Source organism: Rhizobacter sp. P2_H2 (assembly GCF_056403375.1).
Genome location: NZ_JBFUFP010000330.1, coordinates 1 through 5170, shown reverse-complemented (window position 1 = coordinate 5170; position 5170 = coordinate 1). Strand labels below are relative to the sequence as shown.

5 protein-coding genes are annotated in these 5170 nt (G+C 68.1%); all 5 read right to left on the bottom strand.

Features of this window, described 5'->3' with window-relative positions:
• Positions 1–643: 643 nt before the first annotated feature.
• The gene (locus tag AC1D15_RS17155) at positions 644–2350 is read right to left on the bottom strand and encodes a GGDEF domain-containing protein (RefSeq protein WP_477826917.1); all 1707 of its coding nucleotides are present in this window, start codon (positions 2348–2350) and stop codon (positions 644–646) included.
• Between the two features lie 70 nt (positions 2351–2420).
• A complete protein-coding gene (gene msrQ, locus AC1D15_RS17150; protein WP_052211209.1) occupies positions 2421–3059 on the bottom strand; it encodes a protein-methionine-sulfoxide reductase heme-binding subunit MsrQ in 639 nt (212 codons plus the stop codon).
• Between the two features lie 13 nt (positions 3060–3072).
• Positions 3073–4065, bottom strand: a complete 993-nt coding sequence (gene msrP, locus AC1D15_RS17145; RefSeq protein ID WP_047500082.1) for a protein-methionine-sulfoxide reductase catalytic subunit MsrP — start codon at positions 4063–4065, stop codon at positions 3073–3075.
• 87 nt (positions 4066–4152) lie between these two features.
• A complete protein-coding gene (locus AC1D15_RS17140; RefSeq protein ID WP_465110890.1) occupies positions 4153–4557 on the bottom strand; it encodes a hypothetical protein in 405 nt (134 codons plus the stop codon).
• Between the two features lie 69 nt (positions 4558–4626).
• Positions 4627–5170 (bottom strand): c-type cytochrome (locus tag AC1D15_RS17135; RefSeq protein WP_477826916.1); only part of this gene is annotated, 544 nt, incomplete at its 5' end.

The window sequence follows — 5170 nt, the reverse complement described above, 5'->3', positions numbered from 1 at the left end:
GGCCCGTCGCCCAAACTCCCGCCACTCACTTCGTTCGTTGTGGTCAAACAGTGGGCGACAGTCAGTTCACGAAGCGTGCTGGCGCACGCGGGCCACGAAATCAGCCAGCTCCGGCGACCCGCCCTGATTGGCGCTCCACAGACTCCCCACCCGCGCCTTGTGCCACCACCCTGCCTTGGGGAGGTGACAAGCGAAGAAGTGAGGGTTGAGCCCGGATTCCGCTTCGCTGCATCCGGGCTACGTGACTGCTGTAGGCGGGTTCTCGTGTTCTGCCACCCGTTCGGACTGAGGAGGGGGTGCATCCATCAGGTGGAGATTGATATCAATCCTCATTTGTTCGCTTGTCATGGTCGAAGGATCGGGGCGGTGGCACGAAGGCGCGGGTGGGGAGTCTGTGGAGCGCCAATAGGGACGGGGCGCCGGAGCTGGCTGGTTTCATGGTCCGCGTGCGCAGCACGCTTCGTGCACTGACTGTCGCCCACTGTTTGACCACAACGAACGAAGTGAGTGGAGGGAGTTTGGGCGACGGACCATGAAACCAGTCAGCGGAGGGTAGTCATTGCCCCGCCAGGGGCGATGACCGCACCGGCCGGCGAGCCACAGACTCCCCACCCGCGCCTTCCACACCAATGCTCCGTAGGCCTCAACCTTCAACCAGGCGATTGCGCCCGAGACGCTTCGCCTCGTACAAGGCCGCATCGGCACGCTCGACCAGTTCGAGCGCGTTGTCGCTCGGCTGCGCGTCGGTCAGGCCGAGGCTCAGCGTGACCTGCAGCCCCGGCGAGATCGCGCTCCATGGGTAGGACTGCACGGCGCTGCGCAGCCGCTCGCAGATCTCGTGCGCCGTCTCGCGCGGGGTGTCGACGAACACCAGCACGAATTCCTCGCCGCCCCAGCGGCCGAGCAGGTCGCGCGCCCGCGTCTTGTCGCCGAACAGGCGCGCCACCGTGCGCAGCACCTCGTCGCCGGCCGCATGGCCGTGGCGGTCGTTGACCTGCTTGAAATGATCGAGGTCGGCCATCGCGAGCGCCATCGGCTGGCCCTGGCCGCGCGAGCGCTCGATCAGCAGCGGCAGCGTCGCATCGACATGGCGCCGGTTCGCGAGCCCGGTCAGCGGGTCCTCGAGCGTCTCGCGGTGCAACTCGGCGGTGCGCTGCTCCAGCAGCTCCTTCTCGGCCTCCAGCTGCTGCGTGCGCAGCCGCTGCAGCTCGGCCTCGAGGCGCGAGCGCTCGCCGTCCATCAGCGCACGCTCGACATCGATGCGGTTCACCATCAGCCGCGCCTGCGCCTTGCTCTGCAGCGCCACACGCTGCATCTCGATCTGGTGGTGCGCCTCGCAGTGCAGCAGCGCCGGCTCGAACTGGCGCACGGCCTTGTAGGCGCGGTGCAGCGCCGAGTGCACGCGCATGCGCGTCGTCTCGTGGTCGAGCTGGGTCAGCGACTGCAGCGTGGCGGTGAGCTCGGTGATGGCCTCGTCGTTGCGGCCTTCGCGCAGCAGCACCTCGGCGATGTTGTGGCGCATGCGCAGCACCACCGCACGGAAACCGTTCTGCACCGCGCTCGCGAGCGCCTCCTGCAGCAATGCGCGCGCCTCGGCGTACTCGCCGGCCAGGCCGAGCGCTTCGCCGAGGTTGCCCTGCGTGACGCTGACACGGTAGACATCGCCGTGGCGGCGCGCCAGCGACAAGGCCCGCCCACCGTACTGGCGGGCCCGCTGCACCGCCTGCCGGCTCGCCTCGTCATCAGCGCGCAGCTGCGCCTGGTAGTAGGCGCTGATCGCGGTGGCGGTGAGGTTGTTCAGCGCCAGCATGCGGTCGCCATGGCCGCCGTGCTCGCGCGCCATGCCCAGCGACTGCAGCAGGAAGCTCTCGGCCTGGATCGAATCGCCGAGCCGGTCGTAGCAGATGCCAATGCGGTTCAGCGCCACGCCCATCGCGAGGCCGCGCTGGTGCGCGCGCGCCAGCTCGAACGACGCGGTGGCGTGCTTCAGCGCTTCTTCCTGCAGGCCGATCTCGCTGAACGAGATCGCCAGCAGGCACAGCGTGTCGCACTGCTCGTCGATGCGCCCGGCAGCTCTCCAGAGCGCCAGCGCCTCGCGCGCCGATTGCACCGACGGCTCGAACAGCCCGAGCCGCCAGCGGTGGTTGGCCAGCAGCGTGTGGGCACGCGCCAGTATCAGCGGGTCGCCCAGCGTGATGGCGCCTTCGAGGGCCTGTTCGGCCAGCGCGAGGCCTTGCTGGTGTTGGCCGCCATCGTGGGCGGCCTGCGAATCGGCGATCAGCCTGACGAGGCGGCGGGCTGCCGTGTCGGGGCCGGCGGGGGTGTGGTGGGGCAAGACGTGGGCGACCATGGAGGGCCCGATTGTGCGTGGCCCGGCGCAGCCGCGCCAGACGCCAAGGCGTCAGGTTCGCGACGCGCCGTCAACTCCTGCGCAACGCGTGCCGGATGCGCCAGCCGAGCAGCACCGCGATGACCGCGGCGTACACCGCGACCTCGGCGAAATTGTTCTTCGCCGCCTTCATCCAGAAAAAGTGCAACAGGCCCAGCAGCACGATCGCGTAGACGCACTTGTGCAACGCCTGCCAGCGCTTCGCCCCCAGCGCCTTGATGGCGCGGTTGAACGAGGTGGCGGCCAGCGGGATCATCAGCACGAAGGCCAGGAAGCCGACCAGCGCGAACGGGCGCTTCGGGATGTCGCGCACGATGGCATCGATGTCCAGCCCCATGTCCAGCCAGGCATACGCGAAGAAATGCAGCACGACGTAGAAGAACGCGAACAGCCCCAGCATGCGCCGGAAGCGCGCCAGCGCCGGCTGGTTCGCGATCACCCGCAGCGGCGTCACGGCCAGCGTGAGGCACAGCAGGCGCAGCGTCCAGTCGCCGGTCGAGCGGATCAGCGCTTCGGCCGGGTTGGCCCCCAGCGTGTTCATCACCGCGCCGTAGAACAGCCACGCGAACGGCAGCAGGCCGGCGACGAACAGCAGCGGCTTGGCCGCCGGATGCAGCAGCGGCGAGCGCCGGCGCGGCTGGGCGGGGGACGACAGCACAGCGGTCTTCATCGCCGGTTCGCGATCAGAACAGCTTCTTCAGGTCCATGCCCGCATAGAGCTGGCCGACCTGGGCTTCGTAGCCGTTGAACATCAGCGTCGCGCGCTTCTTCGCGAACAGGCCGTCCTCGCCGATGCGCCGCTCGGTCGCCTGGCTCCAGCGCGGGTGGTCGACGTTCGGGTTGACGTTCGAGTAGAAGCCGTACTCCTGCGCGGCCGCATGGTTCCAGGAGGTGAGCGGCTGCTTGTCGGTGAAGCGGATCTTGACGATCGACTTGCCGCTCTTGAAACCGTATTTCCACGGCACCGCCAGCCGCACCGGCGCGCCGTTCTGGTTCGGCAGCACCTCGCCGTACAGGCCGAAGGCGAGCAGCGCGAGCGGGTTCATCGCTTCGTCGAGGCGCAGGCCCTCGACGTACGGCCACGACAGCACGCGCGAGCCGAGGAAGGGCATCTGCTTCGCATCGCCCAGCGTCACGAACTCGACGTACTTTGCATTGCCGGTCGGCTCGACGCGCTTGATCAGTTCCGACAGCGAATAGCCGACCCACGGGATCACCATCGACCAGCCCTCGACGCAGCGCAGCCGGTAGACGCGCTCCTCCATCGGCGCGAGCTTCAGCAGCTCGTCGAGGTCGTAGACCTTGGGCTTCTTCACCTCGCCCTCGATCGCGACCGTCCAGGGGCGCGTCTTCAGCGAGCCGGCATTGCGCGCCGGGTCGGACTTGTCGGTGCCGAACTCGTAGTAGTTGTTGTAGCTGGTCACGTCGTTGTAGGACGTGAGCTTTTCCATCGTGATCGCGCCGGGAACGGCACTGCGCGCGCCCGGCAGCGGGGCCAGCTTGTTCGGGCGGGCTGCCTGTGCCATCGCATCGCGCGCGGCCCAGCCGGACAGCGCCGCGCCGCCGGCGCCGAGCGCCATCAGCTTCAGCAGCTCGCGGCGGCGCTCATAGACGGCGCGCGGCGTGATCTCGGACGGCACGGCATGGTCGAAGCCGCGGTTCGGGCGGTGATGCATGGAAACTCCTGGGGGCGCCGAAGCGCGTTGCCGGTCAGTCGCAATTCGAGCCGGGAACCTTACAGCGGTTCCGCGCGCCCGRCYGCGTCAGGGCAATTCGCCAAAGTTCGTGTCGTCGATCACGGTGCCGAATTGCGTGTCGGAGAACAAACGCAGCGAATTGCGCGCGGTGCGCTCCCGGAAGCTCTTGCGGGCGAACAGCTTGGCCTGCGCCTCGCCGGGCAGATCGGTGATGTTGATGATGTTGCGCACGATCAACGTGTCGATCACGTCCTCGATCACGCGGACGAAATCGGCATCGAGCTTGCCGAAATCGCTGCTGACCGGGCTGTGCCCGATGAAGGCCAGCAGATCCGGATGCCCGTCCGCGATGAACTCGGTGCCGGCGCCCGGTTGGCGATGCAGGCTGTCGATCTGTCCGTCGGGTCCGCGTCGGATGTAGGGCATGGGGGCGTTCGCAGTGGCGAGTCGGATGACTATAGTCGCGCGCACGCCGGACGGAAATGAAAAAGGCCGGTCATCGACCGGCCCCTGTGGCGCGAAGCGTGAGATTGGGCGCGTTCAGCGCAGGCCGGCGATGTAGTCGGCCACTGCCTTGATTTCCTTGTCGTTCATCTTCGCGGCGACACCGGTCATCTGCGGGCTGTTCTTGCGCAGCCCGCCGCGGAAGGCCACCAATTGCGCTTCGGTGTAGTCGGCGTGCTGGCCGCGCAGGCGCGGGTACTGGGCGGGGATGCCGGCACCGGTGGGGCTGTGGCAGCCGGCGCAGGCCGGGACGGCGCGGTCGGCGATGCCGCCGCGGTAGATCTTCTCGCCGAGCGCGACCGATTCCTTGCTCTTCGCGAAACCGGGCTTCGCGTCCTTCGAGGCGTAGAACGCGGCGACATTGCGCATGTCGTCCTCGCTCAGCGTCGAGGCCATGCCCTTCATCACCGGGTTGTCGCGCTTGCCTTCCTTGAACTCGGCCAGCTGCTTGACCAGGTATTCGGGATGCTGACCCTGCAGGATCGGGTTGGCCGGGCTGCCGCGCGAACCGTCGGCCGAATGGCAGGCACCGCACACGTTGGTCGAGATCGCCTGGCCTTTCGCGACGTCGGGCTTGGCC